The organism is Bacillus sp. SIMBA_074, from assembly GCF_046534555.1.
Lineage (GTDB): Bacteria > Bacillota > Bacilli > Bacillales > Bacillaceae_G > Bacillus_A > Bacillus_A mycoides.
On the sequence record NZ_JAWRYM010000787.1, the window covers coordinates 1 to 258 of the forward strand.

Annotated in this window: 1 protein-coding gene; it reads right to left on the reverse strand. The window is 44.6% G+C overall.

The window, feature by feature from the left end; genetic code table 11:
- A partial coding sequence (locus tag SB773_RS32910; protein ID WP_410594614.1) for a DNA gyrase C-terminal beta-propeller domain-containing protein occupies positions 1 to 258 on the reverse strand: 258 nt, incomplete at both ends.

Consider the following 258-nt stretch of genomic DNA (forward strand, 5'->3'; position numbering starts at 1 on the left):
TGCTAGTAAAGAACATGATGTAGTCATGGGAATTGGTGATGTACAGATGCTCAACAAAGTCGTCATTTTTGGTTCCGAGTCCCTGAATTCCTCTTCCGCCCCGCTTTTGTGCACGGTACGTAGAAACAGGGAGACGCTTGATGTATCCATCATGGGTCAACGTAATGACCACATCTTCTTCTGGAATTAAATCTGCATCCTCGATATGATTCTCGTCAAACGTGATTACAGTACGGCGAGCATCGCCAAATTTCTCTT